16 protein-coding genes are annotated in these 14,709 nt (G+C 74.3%); 11 read left to right on the forward strand and 5 right to left on the reverse strand.

All coding sequences use genetic code 11. The annotated features are described in order from the left end of the window. Positions 1-10 precede the first annotated feature (10 nt). The 4 genes from ACFYYN_RS10220 to fabF all read left to right on the forward strand — a co-directional run bounded on the left by ACFYYN_RS10220 (position 11) and on the right by fabF (position 3,636). Entirely contained in the window at positions 11-946 is a 936-nt protein-coding gene (locus ACFYYN_RS10220) for an ACP S-malonyltransferase (protein WP_500545399.1), read from the forward strand. A gap of 15 nt (positions 947-961) precedes the next feature. After that, positions 962-1,993 (forward strand): ketoacyl-ACP synthase III, encoded by a 1,032-nt coding sequence (locus ACFYYN_RS10225; RefSeq protein WP_499511704.1) that lies wholly within the window; start codon positions 962-964, stop codon positions 1,991-1,993. Between the two features lie 73 nt (positions 1,994-2,066). Next, positions 2,067-2,312, forward strand: coding sequence for an acyl carrier protein (locus ACFYYN_RS10230; RefSeq protein ID WP_326576364.1), 246 nt, complete (start codon positions 2,067-2,069; stop codon positions 2,310-2,312). Positions 2,313-2,376: 64 nt separating this feature from the next. Next, positions 2,377-3,636, forward strand: coding sequence for a beta-ketoacyl-ACP synthase II (fabF, locus tag ACFYYN_RS10235; RefSeq protein WP_499511705.1), 1,260 nt, complete (start codon positions 2,377-2,379; stop codon positions 3,634-3,636). A gap of 67 nt (positions 3,637-3,703) precedes the next feature. Here fabF and ACFYYN_RS10240 read toward each other — a convergent pair whose 3' ends face one another. Beyond that, positions 3,704-4,660 carry a beta-ketoacyl-ACP synthase 3 gene (locus tag ACFYYN_RS10240; RefSeq protein ID WP_500322074.1) on the reverse strand — a complete coding sequence of 319 codons (957 nt, stop codon included), beginning with the start codon at positions 4,658-4,660 and terminating at the stop codon, positions 3,704-3,706. A gap of 63 nt (positions 4,661-4,723) precedes the next feature. On the opposite strand from ACFYYN_RS10240, the gene ACFYYN_RS10245 reads away from it, so the two are divergent. The 3 genes from ACFYYN_RS10245 to ACFYYN_RS10255 all read left to right on the forward strand — a co-directional run bounded on the left by ACFYYN_RS10245 (position 4,724) and on the right by ACFYYN_RS10255 (position 6,826). Further along, positions 4,724-5,326 carry a TetR/AcrR family transcriptional regulator gene (locus tag ACFYYN_RS10245; RefSeq protein ID WP_499511707.1) on the forward strand — a complete coding sequence of 201 codons (603 nt, stop codon included), beginning with the start codon at positions 4,724-4,726 and terminating at the stop codon, positions 5,324-5,326. Between the two features lie 72 nt (positions 5,327-5,398). Next, positions 5,399-6,061, forward strand: a complete 663-nt coding sequence (locus tag ACFYYN_RS10250) for a hypothetical protein (RefSeq protein ID WP_500545400.1) — start codon at positions 5,399-5,401, stop codon at positions 6,059-6,061. A 3-nt stretch (positions 6,062-6,064) separates the two neighbouring features. After that, on the forward strand, positions 6,065-6,826 hold the full coding sequence (locus ACFYYN_RS10255) for a bestrophin-like domain (RefSeq protein ID WP_499511709.1): 762 nt from the start codon (positions 6,065-6,067) through the stop codon (positions 6,824-6,826). Here ACFYYN_RS10255 and ACFYYN_RS10260 read toward each other — a convergent pair whose 3' ends face one another. After that, positions 6,827-7,702: an NAD(P)-dependent oxidoreductase gene (locus tag ACFYYN_RS10260; protein WP_500545401.1), complete on the reverse strand. Its 876-nt coding sequence runs from the start codon at positions 7,700-7,702 to the stop codon at positions 6,827-6,829. A gap of 99 nt (positions 7,703-7,801) precedes the next feature. On the opposite strand from ACFYYN_RS10260, the gene ACFYYN_RS10265 reads away from it, so the two are divergent. The 4 genes from ACFYYN_RS10265 (at position 7,802) to ACFYYN_RS10280 (ending at position 11,254) form a co-directional block, all read left to right on the forward strand. Then, positions 7,802-8,386 (forward strand): sigma-70 family RNA polymerase sigma factor, encoded by a 585-nt coding sequence (locus tag ACFYYN_RS10265; protein ID WP_499511711.1) that lies wholly within the window; start codon positions 7,802-7,804, stop codon positions 8,384-8,386. Further along, complete coding sequence (locus tag ACFYYN_RS10270) at positions 8,383-9,165, forward strand: anti-sigma factor (RefSeq protein ID WP_500545402.1); 783 nt, start codon at positions 8,383-8,385, stop codon at positions 9,163-9,165. The genes ACFYYN_RS10265 and ACFYYN_RS10270 overlap by 4 nt, the downstream gene beginning before the upstream one ends. 276 nt (positions 9,166-9,441) lie before the next feature. Further along, positions 9,442-9,747: a hypothetical protein gene (locus ACFYYN_RS10275; protein WP_500545403.1), complete on the forward strand. Its 306-nt coding sequence runs from the start codon at positions 9,442-9,444 to the stop codon at positions 9,745-9,747. A gap of 121 nt (positions 9,748-9,868) precedes the next feature. Continuing rightward, positions 9,869-11,254 (forward strand): cryptochrome/photolyase family protein, encoded by a 1,386-nt coding sequence (locus ACFYYN_RS10280; protein ID WP_500545404.1) that lies wholly within the window; start codon positions 9,869-9,871, stop codon positions 11,252-11,254. Between the two features lie 69 nt (positions 11,255-11,323). Here ACFYYN_RS10280 and ACFYYN_RS10285 read toward each other — a convergent pair whose 3' ends face one another. From ACFYYN_RS10285 to ACFYYN_RS10295, 3 genes are read right to left on the reverse strand one after another with little or no spacing between them, the layout of a single operon-like run. Further along, the gene (locus ACFYYN_RS10285; RefSeq protein WP_500545405.1) at positions 11,324-12,145 is read right to left on the reverse strand and encodes a DUF1295 domain-containing protein; all 822 of its coding nucleotides are present in this window, start codon (positions 12,143-12,145) and stop codon (positions 11,324-11,326) included. A 4-nt stretch (positions 12,146-12,149) separates the two neighbouring features. Further along, the gene (locus ACFYYN_RS10290; protein WP_500545406.1) at positions 12,150-13,436 is read right to left on the reverse strand and encodes a class I SAM-dependent methyltransferase; all 1,287 of its coding nucleotides are present in this window, start codon (positions 13,434-13,436) and stop codon (positions 12,150-12,152) included. After that, positions 13,433-14,707, reverse strand: a complete 1,275-nt coding sequence (locus ACFYYN_RS10295) for a class I SAM-dependent methyltransferase (protein WP_500545407.1) — start codon at positions 14,705-14,707, stop codon at positions 13,433-13,435. The genes ACFYYN_RS10290 and ACFYYN_RS10295 overlap by 4 nt, the downstream gene beginning before the upstream one ends. Positions 14,708-14,709: the final 2 nt, after the last annotated feature.

Genomic DNA, 14,709 nt, shown 5'->3' on the forward strand with positions numbered 1-14,709 from the left:
AGTTGAAAGCGTGCTCGTACTCGTCGCTCCCGGCCAGGGTGCCCAGGCTCCCGGCTTCCTGAACCCCTGGCTCGAACTCCCCGGTGTCGCCGACCGTCTCGCCGGTCTGTCCTCGACCGCCGGACTCGACCTCGCCCACTACGGCACCAAGGCCGAGGCCGAGGAGATCCGTGACACCGCCGTCGCCCAGCCCCTGCTGGTCGCGGCCGGCCTGGTCGCGGCGGAGCAGTTGTTCGGCGACCCGGCCGCCGCGCGTTCCGCGCTCGGCGCCGTGGCCGGTCACAGCGTCGGAGAGATCACGGCGGCGGCCGTCGGCGGCGTGCTGGGCGCGGAAGCGGCGATGACCTTCGTCCGCACCCGCAGCACCGCCATGGCCCAGGCCGCGGCCATCACCGAGACCGGCATGTCGGCCGTGCTCGGCGGCGACCCGGACCTGGTCGTCGCCCACCTGGAGAACCTCGGCCTCACCCCGGCGAACATCAACGGCGCCGGTCAGATCGTGGCGGCCGGCACGGCGAAGCAGCTCGCGGAGCTGACCGCGGACAAGCCGGAGAAGGCGCGGGTCATCCCGCTGAAGGTGGCGGGCGCGTTCCACACCCACCACATGGCCCCGGCCGTGGCCGTGCTGGAGGAGCTGGCGCAGACGCTGCAGGTCGGCGACCCCGCGCTGCCGTACGTGTCCAACACCGACGGCGCGGTCGTCGCCTCCGGCGCCGAGATCGTCTCCCGCCTGGTGACGCAGGTGTCCAACCCGGTGCGCTGGGACCTGTGCATGGAGACCTTCAAGGACATGGGCGTCACCGCGATCATCGAGCTGGTTCCGGGTGGCACCCTGGTGGGCCTGGCCAAGCGCGCGCTGCCCGGCGTCGCGACCCTGGCCCTGAAGACCCCGGACGACCTCGACGCCGCCCGCGCGATCGTGGCCGAGCACGGCCCCCAGGAATAAGGAGTCCCCGCAGACATGGCGAAGATCAGGCCCAGCAAGGGCTCCCCGTACGCGCGCATCATGGGCGTCGGCGGCTACCGGCCGACCCGGGTGGTGCCCAACGAGGTGATCCTGGAGACCATCGACTCCAGCGACGAGTGGATCCGCTCGCGCTCCGGCATCGCCTCCCGGCACTGGGCCGGCCCGGACGAGACGGTCGCCGAGATGTCGGTCATCGCGGCGGGCAAGGCCATCGCCGACGCGGGGATCTCGGCCGAGGACATCGGGGGCGTCATCGTCGCCACCGTCTCCCACTTCAAGCAGACCCCGGCCGTCGCGACCGAGATCGCGCACCGCATCGGCGCCGGCAAGCCGGCTGCCTTCGACATCTCGGCGGGCTGCGCGGGCTTCACGTACGCCGTGACCCTCGCCAAGGGCATGGTCACCGAGGGCAGCGCCAAGCACGTCCTGGTGATCGGCGTCGAGCGGCTGAGCGACCTCACCGACAAGACGGACCGCGCCACCGCCTTCCTCTTCGGCGACGGCGCCGGCGCGGTCATCATCGGCCCGGCCGACGAGCCGGAGATCGGCCCGACCGTCTGGGGCTCGGAGGGCGACAAGTCCGGGACCATCACCCAGACCGTGGCGTGGGACCGCTTCCGTGTGGGCGACGTCGCGCAGCTGCCGGTGGACGAGAACGGGGAGCTGAAGTTCCCCGCGATCACCCAGGAGGGCCAGACGGTCTTCCGCTGGGCGGTGTTCGAGATGGCCAAGGTGGCCCAGGAGGCGCTGGACGCCGCCGGGATCACCGCGGACGACCTGGACGTCTTCATCCCGCACCAGGCCAACATGCGCATCATCGACTCGATGATCAAGGCGCTCAAGCTGCCGGAGCACGTCGCGGTCGCCCGCGACATCGAGACCACCGGCAACACCTCCGCCGCGTCGATCCCGCTCGCGATGGAGCGCCTGCTCGCCACCGGACAGGCCAAGAGCGGCGACACGGCCCTGATCATCGGTTTCGGGGCGGGGCTCGTCTACGCCGCCACTGTCGTTACCCTCCCCTAGGCAACACTCACGCGGCGCGCACTCCCGCCCGCCGCAGCCCGTAGTAACCAGCACGAAGAAGGAGAGCGCCGCCATGGCCACCCAGGAAGAGATCGTCGAGGGTCTCGCGGAGATCGTGAACGAGATCGCCGGCATCCCGACCGAGGACGTCCAGCTGGACAAGTCCTTCACCGACGACCTGGACGTCGACTCGCTGTCCATGGTCGAGGTCGTCGTCGCCGCCGAGGAGCGCTTCGAGGTCAAGATCCCGGACGACGACGTCAAGCAGCTGAAGACCGTCGGCGACGCCGTCGACTACATCCTCAAGGCCCAGGGCTGAGCCTGAGCCACCCCTGGACGACGTGTCTGTCGCCCGCCCTTCTAGACGTGGAGAGACAATCCCTGTGAGCCCGACCAATCACACCGTGGTCGTCACCGGTATCGGCGCAACCACTCCGCTGGGCGGGGACAGCGCGTCGACCTGGGAGGGACTGATCGCCGGACGTTCCGGCGTCACCCCCCTGAAGCAGGACTGGGCCGCCGAGCTGTCGGTGCGCATCGCCGCGCAGATCGCCGTGGAACCGCTGGAGATCCTGCCCCGCCCGGTCGCCCGCAAGCTGGACCGCTCGGCGCAGTTCGCGCTGATCGCCACCCGCGAGGCGTGGGCCGACGCGGGCTTCACCGCCAAGGCCGGTGAGGACAGCTCGGTCGACCCCGACCGCCTCGGCGCGGTCATCGCCTCCGGCATCGGCGGCGTCACCACGCTGCTCGACCAGTACGACAACCTCAAGGCCTCCGGCCCGCGCAAGGTGTCCCCGCACACCGTGCCGATGCTGATGCCCAACAGCCCCTCGGCCAACGTCGGCCTGGAGGTCAACGCCCGCGCCGGTGTCCACACCCCGGTCAGCGCCTGCGCCTCCGGTGCCGAGGCCGTCGGCTACGCGTACGAGATGATCCGCTCCGGCCGTGCCGACGTGGTCATCGCCGGCGGCACGGAAGCGGCCATCCACCCGCTGCCGATCGCGGCCTTCGCCAACATGATGGCGATGTCGAAGAACAACGACGACCCGCAGGGCGCCTCCCGCCCGTACGACAAGGGCCGCGACGGCTTCGTCCTCGGCGAGGGCGCGGGTGTCGTCGTCCTGGAGTCGGCCGAGCACGCCGCCAGGCGCGGTGCCCGGGTCTACGCCGAGGTGCTGGGCCAGGGCCTGTCGGCCGACGCCCACCACATCGCGCAGCCGGAGCCCACCGGCCGCGGCATCGCCGCCGCGCTGGAGCAGCTGATCGCCGCGACCGGCCTGGACCTGGCGCAGGTCGCGCACCTCAACGCGCACGCGACGTCGACCCCGCAGGGTGACGTCGCCGAGGTCAAGGCGCTCCGCAAGGTGCTCGGCGACCACCTCGACCACGTGGCCATCTCCGCCACCAAGTCGATGACCGGTCACCTCCTGGGCGGCGCGGGCGGCATCGAGACGGTCGCCACCGTCCTCGCCCTGCACCACCGGATCGCCCCGCCGACGATCAACATCGCGGAACTGGACGACGAGATCGACCCCGGTCTGGTCTCCACCGAGGCGCGGAAGCTGCCGGACGGCCCGATTGTGGCCATCAACAACTCCTTCGGCTTCGGCGGCCACAACGTCGTCCTGGCCCTCAAGGCCTGAGCCGCATCGCACCCCTGAGGGCCGGTCAGCCGCACACGCGGCCGACCGGCCCTCGGTCGTCCCCGGGTCAGGGGCAGCCGACGACCTGCCCGGCCCAGGACAGCCCGCCGCCGAAGCCGAGCAGCAGCACGGGCGCGCCGGGGGCGAGTTCGCCGCGCTCGACGAGCTTGGAGAAGGCGAGCGGCACGGAGGCGGCGGAGGTGTTGCCGGAGTCGACGACGTCCCGGGCCACCACCGCCTGCGGTGCCCCCAGCTGGCGTACGACGCCCTCGATGATCCGCAGGTTGGCCTGGTGCGTCACGATGCCCCCGAGGTCGGCGACGGCCACACCGGCGCGGGCGCAGGCCTCCTCGGCGATCGGGGCGAGGGTCGTGGTGGCCCAGCGGAAGACCGCCTGGCCGTCCTGGGCGAAGCGGGGCTGCCAGGCGCCGGCCAGCCGTACGGCGTCGGCGCGGGTGGGGTCCGAGCCCCACACGACGGGGCCGATGCCGGGGAGCGTCCCCGGAGCGGCATCGGCGGCGCTGACGACGGCCGCGCCCGCCCCGTCGCCCAGCAGGACGCAGGTGCTGCGGTCGCTCCAGTCGGTGAGGTCGGACATCTTCTCGGCGCCGATGACCAGGGCGTGCCGGGCGGCGCCGGCCCGCACGGAGTGGTCGGCGGCGGCGAGCGCGGTGGTGAAGCCCGCGCAGGCGTTGTTGAGGTCGTAGGAGGCGGGAGCCGTCATGCCGAGCCGGGCCGCGACCTGGGCGGCGGTGCTGGGACAGCGGTCGACGGCGCTGGAGGTGGCCACGACGACCAGGTCGACGTCGGCGGCGTCCAGGCCCGCCGCGGCGAGCGCCTTGCCCGCCGCGGCGCTCGCCATGTCGGCGACCGTCTCGTCCTCGGCGGCGATGTGCCGGGTCGCGATGCCCGTGCGCTGCCGGATCCAGGCGTCACTGGTGTCGACCATGGCGGCCAAGTCGTCGTTGGTGAGGACACGTTGCGGCTGGTGGTGACCGAGGGCGGCGATGCGGGATGCAGTCATGGCCGAAACTATAGCGACCGATCGGTCGGACTCTAAAGGGGGAGGGGTGGCTACGATGGCCCCATGAGCCCACGCAAGTCCGCCGCCGAGGCACGCCACACCCGCGAGCGGATCATCGAACGCAGCGTCGCGGTCGCCTCCGTGGAGGGCCTGGAGGGCCTCACGATCGGCCGGCTCGCGACCGACCTCGGGATCAGCAAGTCCGGGCTGCTGGGGCACTTCGGTACCAAGGAGGCCCTGCAGATCGCCGCCCTGCGGCGGGCCTCGGAGATCTTCACCCGCGCCGTCTGGGTGCCCGCCGCCGGGGCCGCTCCCGGGCTCGCCCGGCTGACCGCGATCTGCGAGGCGTGGGTGACCTACCTGGACCGCGAACGCGAGGCCTTCCCCGGCGGCTGCCTGTTCACCGCCTCCGCCGTGGAGTTCGACGGCCGCGAGGGGCCGGTACGGGACGCGGTCGCCCGGCTCTACACCGTCTGGCGCCGTCGGCTGACCCGCGACATCCGGGCCGCCGTGGAACTCGGCGAACTGCCGCCCGGCACCGACCCCGAACAACTGGTCTTCGAGCTGAACGGGATCTACTTCTCCCTCAACCACGCCGTCCAGCTCTTCGGCGACCGGACCGCCCCCGACCGCGCCCGGCGTGCGCTGCGGCGCGTGCTGAGCTGACGAATCAGCCCTTCGGGGGGATTGGCCGGGTCCCCCGGATGGGCCCGCGCGGCACCGCGCAGGATCTCGTCCATGAGCATCTGGCTGAGGGGGGCCGGCCTCACGGCGGCCGCGGCACTGGCGGTGCTGGGGCCGGGGGCGGCCGGGGGGACGGCGTACGCGCATGATCCGCCGGGTCCACCGGGCCCGCCCGTGGTCCGGTTCCTGCCCGACGGCACCGTACGGGTGGAGACCGGCGGCGGCGCCGTCCGCGTGGAGACCCGCGGCGGGGAGACGAGGGCCCGGGTCACCCACGGCGGGGACACCGTGGACGCACGCACCGGCAGCGGCGGTTCGTCCGCGACCGTCCGGCGGCGGCACTGCCCGGCGTACGAGTCGACGGTGAACGCCCGCACGGACAGCGGCGGTTCACGGGGCTCGGTGTCCTGGCGACACCCCTGCGGGCCGGCACCGCGGCCCACCCCCGCCCGCCCCGTACGCCGCGCACCGGCCCCCACACCCACGCCCACCCCCACCCCCACTCCGCCACCGACCCCGACACCCACGCCGACCCCCACCCCCACTCCCACCCCGACGCACCGAGCGGAACTCCCGCCGGTCGCCTACCGCAAGGCGAGCCCGCCGCCCGCCCCCGACGGCCCGAGCATCGTCCATCTCATGCTGCTGGTCACCGCGCCCGCGGTCCTGTCCGCCGCCGCGCTCAAGCCCCGCTCCCAAGCCCGCTCACGGAGGTGATCGATGTCGGACTGGCTCGTCCTGGCCATCGCGATGGCCGCGGCCTGCGCGGTCGTCCTGACCATCGTGGCCATCAACCACCGTCGCATCGGGGACGACGACGACCCCTCGGAGACCCCCGACGTCATCGAGTACATGACGATGATGATCGGCGTGGTGTACGCCATCGTCCTCGGCCTCGCCATCGCCGGCGTGTGGGAGGCGCGCGGCGGCGCCGAGGACACGCTGCACCGCGAGACCCAGGCCCTGCACGAGGTGCGCCAGCGGGTGCAGGTCTACCCCGCCGCCGTCCGCGACCAGGTGCGCGCCGACGTGGACGCGTACGTCTCCTACGTCGCGCACACCGAGCTGCCCTACATGCTCAAGCACGGCGAGAACACCCAGCGCGGCTCGGAGCTCCTCGGCAAGGTGCGCCGCGACGTGACCGACTTCGAGCCGCGCACCCCGCTGGCCAACCAGGCGTACCAGCCGGTCGTGGACCAGGTCGCGGCCGCCGACGACGCGCGCACCGCCCGCGGCGAGAACGCCGGGCCGACCATGCCGGGGGTGGTGTGGTTCGGCCTGGTCACCGGCGCCCTCGTCGCGGTGGGGCTGATCTTCAGCCTGCAGATCAGGCGCTCCCGGCGCGAACTGCTCCTCGCCGGCCTCTATAGCGCCCTGATCGCCTTCCTGCTCTTCCTCATCTGGGACCTGGACGCCCCCTTCGGCCGGGACGCCGCCGAGGCGGCGGCGTACTTCACCAGCCTCTTCCCGCACATCGGGTGATCACTTCTCGAAGCTCGCGAAGTACGAGGCCGCCATGTCCTCCCCGCCGTGCCCGAGCTCGGCCGCGCGGCGGAAGCGCTCGGCGCCGGCCGCGGCCACGTCGAGCCGGACCCCCACGGACTCCCCCGCCTCCACGATCAGGCGGGCGTCCTTCTCCGCGGTCTGCACCGCGAAGCTGGGGCTGAAGTCCCCGGCCAGGATCGACGCCCCCTTCGCCTGCAGGTAGCCCATGTCGAGGGGGCCGCCGGAGACGGCCTTGAGGAAGTCCGCGCCGTCCACGCCGAGGCCCTTCGCCAGTGCGAGGGCCTCGGCGGTGCCGTGGGTGACGGTCAGCACCCAGCTGTTGATCACCAGCTTCAGCCGGCTGGCCGCGCCCTCGGCCGCGTCCTCCCCCACCCACACGGTGCGGCTGCCGATCGCGTCGAAGACCGGCGCCACGGCCTGCCGGGCCTCCTGCGGCCCGGCGGCCAGCACCAGGAGCTGCCCGTTCTCCGCGGGCTGCCGGGTGCCCAGCACGGGCGAGTCGAGGAAGACGACGCCGTGCTCGCGCGCGAACCGCGCGAACTCCCCGAGGGCGCCTACACCCGCGGTGGTGGACTGCGCCCACACCGCGCCCTTGCGCAGCGCCGGCGCCGCCTGCCGCATGGTCTCGAGGGCGGAGTCCGCGTCGTGCAGGATGGTCAGCACCACGTCGGCGCCGTCCACCGCCTCCGCGGGGGTGTCGACGACGCGTGCGCCGTCCTTGCTGAGCGGCTGCGCCTTCTCCTTCGTACGGTTCCACACACGGACGTCGAGGCCGGCCTTGACAAGGTTGCGGGCCATCGCGGCACCCATGATCCCGGTGCCCAGGACTGCTGCTGAGGTGGTGTCGGACATGACTGCCACGGTACGACGGACCAATCCGAATCGCTCGCGGCGCCGAATGCCGGACGCGAGACTTGTCCTCGACACACGGAATCGAACGCTGGAGGTGTGGTGAGGGAACCGCTGCGGTTCGGCAGGCCCGCACGGCAGGGGCCGGACCTCTCGGAGCTGCTGCTCGCCGTCGCGCGCGGCGACCAGGAGGCCTTCGCCCGGCTGTACGACGCCGTGAGCGGACCGGTGCTCGGACTGGTGCGCGGAGTGCTCAGGGACCCCGCCCAGTCGGAGGAGGTGACGCAGGAGGTGCTGGTGGAGGTGTGGCGCACCGCCGCCCGCTTCCGGCCGGAGAAGGGCAGCGCGATGACCTGGGTGATGACCCTGGCCCACCGCAGGGCCGTGGACCGGGTACGGTCCGCCAGCGCGGCGGCGGACCGCGAGCACAGGGCTGCGCTGCTGGAGCGCACCCCCGCCTACGACGAGGTGACCGAGCAGGTGGAGGCCCGGCTGGAGGCCGAACAGGTGCGACGCTGCATGCGCACCCTCACCGAGGTGCAGCACCAGTCGGTGACCCTCGCCTACTACCGGGGGCTGACGTACCGGGAGGTGGCCGAGCTGCTGTCGCTGCCGCTGGGCACCGTCAAGACCCGGCTGCGGGACGGCCTGATCCGGCTGCGCGACTGCCTGGGGGTGACCGCGTGAGCACCGAGGCCGAGCTGCACACCCTCACCGGCGCCTACGCCGTCGACGCGCTGACGCGGCACGAGCGCGCGGAGTTCGAACGCCACCTCGCGGAGTGCGAGGCCTGCGCGCTGGAGGTGCGCGAGCTGACCGCGACCGCCGCCCGCCTCGGGCTCGCCGCGGCCGAACCCGTCCCGCCCCGCATGAAGGACGACGTCATGCGGCTCATCGTCAACGTACGGCAGGAGCCTCCGTCGGTGCCCGAGCCGCCGCGCGCCGCGGCCCGTGCGATGCGCCGCCGCGCCTCGCAGCCCGCACGGCGCCGCGTCCGCTTCGCCCTGGCGGCCTGCCTCGCCGCGGCCGCGATCCTGGGCGGGGTCGCGGTCTGGCAGCAGCAACAACTCGGCGACCTGCGCCGGGAGAACCAGCGGACCCAGGCCCAGGCGGATCAGATCTCCCGGGTCCTGGCCGCGCCCGACGCCGTCACCACCTCCGCGAAGCTCGCGGGCGGCGCCAGCGGCACGGTCGTCGTCTCCCGCAGCCAGGACCGCGCGGTCTTCTTCGCCCACGGCATGCCCGCGCTGAGCGGCGACCGGGTCTACCAGCTCTGGTACGCCGACGGCGGCACGATGCGCTCCGCGGGCCTCATGCCGAAGCCGTCCGGCGGCGACACGACCCAGGCCGTCCTCCTCCGGGGCAACGTCGACGGCGCCTCCGGCATGGGCATCACCGTCGAACCCGCCGGCGGCTCCCCGCAGCCGACCTCCGACCCCCTGGCCCTGATGGACTTCCCGGCCTGACGCCACCGCGCACCGCCGCGCACCGCTCCGCTCCGCACCCCGTCCGGTGCGGTGCGCGGCGGCGGGCCGGCCGGGCCGAGGGTCCTGGGCGGCCGCTGTGGCAGGGCACCCCCAGCCGGACCCCGGACAGCGCCTGCCCCCGAGGACACCGCCACATGAGCACCCGCACAACCACCCCGTGACGGTACGGCTCCGCCCACCAAAGCTCGGGGAGCTCCCGTCCCCGAGGGCAGCCGGCCGAGGACCGGGCGTGCCCCGCCTCCGGGCGACGCAGCCGTGCCGGCCGCCGGCGCCCCCGGCCACGCAGCCGCCGAGAGCCGCTTCACGCTCTGCTTCGCCCTGGCCGCAGGCGCGTTCGTCCTCGTCGCGGCGTTCGCCCGCTTCGGCATGACCGCGCCCGGCGGCGGCATCGTCTCGCGCCACGACGCGCAGGAGGCGAGCACCTCCGGACCAGTCTTCTGGCCCCTCGCCCCATCTCCACTCCACCGGAGGGCACCCAGGTCGTCCCCGGACCAGAAAAGGGAACGACATGGCCACGATCCGGGCGCCCGGCCCATGGGCGAGGGCCCCACGTGGGGGTGACGCCGCCGTGGGGGCGCCCCGGGAGGGCGTGGCTCCACGGGAAACGCCCCGCGCTCGCGAGGCCGCGGCGGGGCGCCTCACGCCGCGGTGGGAGGCGGCACCATAGGCTCGCCGGGCGCGAATGCCGGCCAGGAGGAGTGCCCCGGACGTGACGACGACGTCGATCTGCCTGTTCACCGCCGATCTGCGGCTCCACGACAACCCGGTCCTGCGGGCCGCCCTCGACTCCGCGGAGCAGGTCGTCCCCCTGTTCGTGCTCGATCAGGCCATCGAGGCCGCGGGCTTCGCCGCCCCGAACCGCGCCGCGTTCCTCGCGGGCTGCCTCGCCGACCTGGACGAGCGGCTGCGCAAGCGCGGCGGGCGTTTGGTGCTGCGCCACGGGGACGTGGCGCGCGAGACGTGCCGGGTCGCGGAGGAGACCGGCGCCGGGCAGGTGCACGTCGCAGCGGGGGTGAGCCGCTACGCCGCGCGGCGCGAGGAGCGGCTGCGGGAGGCGCTGGCAGCGGCGGGCCGCGAACTCCGGGTGCACGACGCCGTGCTGACCGCGGTGCCGCCCGGCGCGGTGACCCCGGCAGGCAAGGACAGCTTCGGGGTGTTCACGCCGTACTTCCGGCGCTGGGAGACCGCGGATCTGCGCGACCCGCTGGATGCGCCCCGCGTGGTCCGCGTCCCGGACGGCGTGGCCTCCCGGCCGATCCCGGAGCCGCCCACGGGCACGTCGCCCGGGCTGCCCGCGGGCGGGGAGACCGAGGCCCGCGAGCGCTGGCGGGCCTGGCGGGCTTCGGGCCTCGCCGCGTACGAGGACCGCCACGACGACCTCGCGGGCGACGCCACCTCGCGTCTGTCGCCGTACCTGCACTTCGGCTGCCTGTCGGCCACCGAGCTGGTCCGGCGCGCCCGTGAGGCCGCAGGGCCGGGCGCGGACGCGTTCGTGCGGCAGGTCGCGTGGCGGGAGTTCCACCACCAGGTGCTCGCCGCCCGCCCCGACGCCGCCTCCCGGGACCTGCGGCCGCGCGGTGACCGCTGGCACGGTGACGGGCCCGAGGCGGACGCGTGGCGCGAGGGCCGTACCGGATACCCGCTGATCGACGCGGCGATGCGGCAGCTGCGGCACGAGGGCTGGATGCACAACCGGGCGCGGCTGCTGGCCGCGAGCTTCCTGACCAAGACGCTGTACGTGGACTGGCGGATCGGCGCCGCGCACTTCCTGGAGCTGCTGGTGGACGGCGACATCGCCAACAACCAGCTGAACTGGCAGTGGGTGGCCGGAACCGGCACCGACACCCGCCCGAACCGGGTGCTCAACCCCCTGGTGCAGGCCCGCCGTTTCGACCCGGACGGCGCCTACGTGCGCCGCTGGGTGCCGGAGCTGGCGCAGGTGCGGGGCGGCGCCGTGCACCGCCCCTGGCGGCTCCCCGAGGACGAGCGGGCCGCCCTGGACTACCCCGCCCCCCTCGTCGACCTCGAAGAGGCCCTCGCCCGCTTCCGCGGCGCCCGCGCCACATAGCCGCGCCCGCCGGGGGCCACCGCCATCGCCCGCCTCGACGCGGCGCCCGGGCCGCCCGCGCCCGCCCCCTCACCCCGGCGGGACGCCGGCGCGCCGGCGCGGGGGCCGGGGGAAGAAACCGCTGGTGCGCGACGCGTAGGCGGCCCAGCCGGGGCGGTCCGCCATGTGCCGTTCCAGCAGGGCCTTCCCGCTGCCCCGGGTCAGCAGGTACGACATCAGCAGCGGGGACACGACCGACACCGCGGCGGCCTGCCAGGCGTCGCAGGTCAGCGCGAACAGCCCCCACCAGACGCAGAAGTCGCCGAAGTAGTTGGGGTGCCGGGTCCAGCTCCACAGGCCGCGGTCCATGATGCGGCCCCGGTGCGCCGGGTCGGCCTTGAACCGGGCCAGCTGGTGGTCGCCGGCGGCCTCGAAAAGCAGGCCGGTGAGCCAGAGCAGCGCGCCGACCGCGGCCGCCGGGCCGAGCGGCCCGGGGATGTACGAGGCGGCCTGGACGGGCAGCGAGACGACCAGGACGAGCGCGCCCTGCGGCAGGTACACCGCGCGCAGTGCGTAGGCGGCCCGGCTGCCGCGGGCCTTGGCCAGGAAGGCCTCGTAGCGGGGGTCCTCACCGTGGCCGCGGCCTCGGCGGGCGATGTGGACGGCGAGCCGCAGGCCCCACACGGCGGTCAGTGCGAGCACCAGCGCGCGGCGGGCCGGGTCGCCGTGCCCGGCGGACATGCCGTAGGCGGACCCGGCGACCGCGGTGAAGGCCACGCCCCAGGCGACGTCGACGTAGCGGTGCCTGCCGCGGGACAGGGCGAACGCGAAGGTGGCGAGCATGACGGCGAGCACGGCCCCGGCGGCCACCGCCACGCCCACCCCGAACGCCCCCCAGGGGAAGCCGTTCACCGCCTCACCACCCCGCGTACCAGGCGGCGGGCGTGCCGGCAGTGCCTCCGGTGCCGTCGGCCGCGGGCCGTACGGCGAGGATCTGGTCGACGCCCATGCGGCGTTCGGCGAAGGCCAGCGCGCCGCCCGCCAGGTACAGCCGCCACACGCGGGCGGTCTCCTCTCCGGCCAGGAGGACGACGTCGGACCAGCGCTGCTCCAGGGTGGCCAGCCAGGCCCGCACCGTGTGGACGTAGTGCTCGCGCAGGGACTCCACCGCCCGCACCTCCAGGCCCGCGTCCTCCAGCAGCCCCACGGTCCGGCCGAGCGGGCGCATGTGCATGTCGGGGGCGATGTAGGTCTCGATGAAGGCGCCGGCACCGGGGGTGACGCGGCCGCGGGACATCTGCTGCACCAGCGCCCTGCCCCGGGGGCGCAGCATGCGGTGGATCGCTCCGGCGAACCGCGGGTAGTGCGCGTCGCCGACGTGCTCGCCCATCTCGATCGCGGTGACCGCCTCGTAGCCGCCGCTGCCCTCCAGGTCGCGGTAGTCGCGCAGTTCGACGGTGACGTACTGCTCCAGGCCGCGTTCGCGGATCCGGTCCCGTACGAAGTCCCGCTGGGCGCGGGAGAGGGTGACCGCGTGGACCTGCGCGCGGTGGGTCTGCGCGGCGTACAGGGCGAGCGCGCCCCAGCCGCACCCGATGTCGAGCAGCCGCGTGCCGGGGCGCAGGTCCAGCTTGCGGCAGATGAGTTCGAGCTTGTCGCGCTGGGCGTCGGCGAGGCCGTACGACGGGTCGTCGTGGCGGTTCCAGTAGCCGCAGGAGTAGGCCATGGAGGGGTCGAGGAGGAGTTCGTAGAAGTCGTTGGACAGGTCGTAGTGGTGGCTGATGGCGGCCCGGTCGCGGCCCCTGGTGTGCGGGGTGCCGTTCAGCCGGGCGCGTCCGCGCGGGGCGGGCGGCCGGGGGCCGACCGCACCGAGCCGTACGGCGGCGCCGGCGGCGCGGAGCCGGTCGGCCGCGGTGAGCCGGGGAGGGCGCAGCCCGCCGTCGCGTGCCGCGTGCCACACGGCGCGCAGGCCTTCGGTGAGGTCGCCGCGCACGTCGATGTCCCCGGTGATGTACGCCTCGGCGAGGCCGAGTTCGCCGGGCTGCCACAGGAGTCTTCGCAGCGCCCGCCGGGAGCGCAGGACGACCACGGGGGCGTCGCGCGGCCCGGCGGTGCTGCCGTCCCAGGCCCGCAGCCGCACGGGCAGCGGCCCGCCGGTGAACTGCTCCAGCAACGGGGCGAGGGTGTCCGCGGCGCCCTTCACCTGGTGGTCTCCCCCCGGGTCAGCCGCAGTTGGCACACGTCGAGGTAGCCGGAGCGGAAACCGGCCTCGGAGTAGGCGAGGTAGAGGGTCCACATGCGGCGGAAGGTCTCGTCGAAGCCGAGGGCGGCGACGTCGGCGGCCCGTTCGGTGAAGCGCTCGCGCCACAGCCGCAGCGTCTCGGCGTAGTGCGGTCCGAAGCCGTCGCAGGAGGTGACGCGCAGCGTGGTGTGCTCGTCGAGGGTCCGCTCGATCGCCTCCAGGGAGGGGATGAGCCCGCCGGGGAAGACGTACTTCTGCATCCAGGTGTAGGTGTCGCGGGTGGCGAGCATGCGCTCGTCGGGCATGGTGATCGCCTGGAGCGCGACCGTGCCGCCGGGGGCGAGCAGCCGGTCCAGGGCGGTGAAGTACACCGGCCAGTACTCGGCGCCGACGGCCTCGATCATCTCGACGCTGACGATGGCGTCGTAGCTCCCGGTCACCTGCCGGTAGTCGCGCAGCCGGACGGTGGCACGGTCCTGCTGCCCGGCGGCGGCGATCCGGGCCGTGGCGAGCCGGCGCTGTTCCTCGGAGAGGGTGACGGAGACGACCTCGGCGCCGCGGCGGGCGGCGCGGACGGCGAGCTCTCCCCAGCCGGTGCCGATCTCCAGCATCCGGGTGCCCTCGCCGACGCCCGCCAGGTCGAGCAGCCGGTCGATCTTGCGGTGCTGTGCGGCGGCCAGCTGGGCGCGCCGGGCGGGGAAGCCGCGGAAGACGGCCGAGGAGTAGGTGAGGGTCTCGTCGAGGAAGAGGGCGAAGAGCTCGTTGGACAGGTCGTAGTGGGCGTGGATGTTGCCGCGGGCGCCGTCGAGGGTGTTGCGCCGCTCGGTGGGCTGCCGGTGTGCCCACAGGGCGCGCAGCCGCTGCAGCGGCCGGGGGACGAGCTCGGTGACGTGCGAGGCGAGCACGGTGAGGACGGCCGGCAGGTCCGGCGCGTCCCATTCGCCGGCCATGTAGGACTCGCCGAAGCCGATGAGTCCTCCGGTGCCGACCCGGCGGTGGAAGGCCTCGGGGTCGGCGATCAGCATGGTGGGCCCTCCCGTGCCGAGGACCGGGCCGCCGTCGCCGAGCCGGCAGCGCAGCGGGAGCCCGCTCAGGGCGCGTCGCAGCACGGCGCCGGCGACCGCGGCGCGCAGCCGTGAGCACCGTGGCGGCGCGGCGACGTCCGGCCAGCGGCGGGGGTCCACGCCGGAGGCGGGTGCGGAAGCGGAGAGGGGGACGGACGTGGTGGACATGG

Origin of the sequence: Streptomyces sp. NPDC001902, from assembly GCF_042891295.1 — a bacterium.
In the GTDB taxonomy this organism is placed as follows: domain Bacteria; phylum Actinomycetota; class Actinomycetes; order Streptomycetales; family Streptomycetaceae; genus Actinacidiphila.

What these genes read in the sequence shown, in the direction of transcription:
- ACFYYN_RS10225 (WP_499511704.1), top strand. Translation starts at nt 962, where the DNA reads ATGGCGAAGATCAGGCCCAGCAAGGGCTCCCCGTACGCGCGCATCATG.
- ACFYYN_RS10230 (WP_326576364.1), top strand. Translation starts at nt 2,067, where the DNA reads ATGGCCACCCAGGAAGAGATCGTCGAGGGTCTCGCGGAGATCGTGAAC.
- ACFYYN_RS10240 (WP_500322074.1), bottom strand. Translation starts at nt 4,660, where the DNA reads ATGACTGCATCCCGCATCGCCGCCCTCGGTCACCACCAGCCGCAACGT.
- ACFYYN_RS10245 (WP_499511707.1), top strand. Translation starts at nt 4,724, where the DNA reads ATGAGCCCACGCAAGTCCGCCGCCGAGGCACGCCACACCCGCGAGCGG.
- ACFYYN_RS10250 (WP_500545400.1), top strand. Translation starts at nt 5,399, where the DNA reads ATGAGCATCTGGCTGAGGGGGGCCGGCCTCACGGCGGCCGCGGCACTG.
- ACFYYN_RS10255 (WP_499511709.1), top strand. Translation starts at nt 6,065, where the DNA reads ATGTCGGACTGGCTCGTCCTGGCCATCGCGATGGCCGCGGCCTGCGCG.
- ACFYYN_RS10260 (WP_500545401.1), bottom strand. Translation starts at nt 7,702, where the DNA reads ATGTCCGACACCACCTCAGCAGCAGTCCTGGGCACCGGGATCATGGGT.
- ACFYYN_RS10280 (WP_500545404.1), top strand. Translation starts at nt 9,869, where the DNA reads ATGCCGGCCAGGAGGAGTGCCCCGGACGTGACGACGACGTCGATCTGC.
- ACFYYN_RS10295 (WP_500545407.1), bottom strand. Translation starts at nt 14,707, where the DNA reads ATGTCCACCACGTCCGTCCCCCTCTCCGCTTCCGCACCCGCCTCCGGC.